This is a genomic window from Streptosporangium carneum (genome assembly GCF_027922005.1).
In the GTDB taxonomy this organism is placed as follows: domain Bacteria; phylum Actinomycetota; class Actinomycetes; order Streptosporangiales; family Streptosporangiaceae; genus Streptosporangium; species Streptosporangium carneum.
The window spans coordinates 1-503 of sequence record NZ_BSEV01000182.1 but is presented as its reverse complement, the minus strand read 5'-3'; the positions used below and the strand labels follow the sequence as shown (position 1 = coordinate 503).

General features: G+C 62.8%; 1 protein-coding gene. It reads right to left on the bottom strand.

Features of this window, described 5'->3' with window-relative positions; translation table 11 throughout:
- Positions 1–291: DUF4386 family protein (locus PKF00_RS44430; protein WP_271223823.1), on the bottom strand; the 291-nt coding region annotated here is incomplete at its 3' end.
- Positions 292–503: the final 212 nt, after the last annotated feature.

Below are 503 nucleotides of genomic sequence, written 5' to 3'. Positions count from 1 at the left end.
CACGCTGGCCAGTGCAAACAGCACCATCAGCCGCGCCGCGCTTTGTCCGTAGGGTGCAAGGACGCGGTAGAGCACCACCGGCAAGGCGAGATAGATCACATAGGCGGTCAGGCCGACGCAGATGCCGGCAGCAAACAGGGTGCGGTTATCGCCGATCAGCGCCAGCATCCGCACGGGATCGTCCAGGTCGATCACCTGCGAGGGCACATAGATCAGGCTGAAAATCCCGGTCAGGACGAGCAGGAGATACAGCAGGCCGGCCAGTCTGCCGTCGGATAGTCGAAGGGTCATCAATACGCTCCGGTACAAGGGGTTGGACACTGTCAGCGTCCAGCCTGTACCGGCGCAGGCCGTCAGTCTGGCCGATTTGGAAATCGGCCATGTCAATTGGCGAAATGGGGACGGAAGGCCCGCCCGGAAACCGCCGGTACGTTTCCCCCGGCCCTGTGCCGGGGCTTGGGGGATATCCGCGAGTACGCTCTCCTGAGTCCGTGAAATCAGGC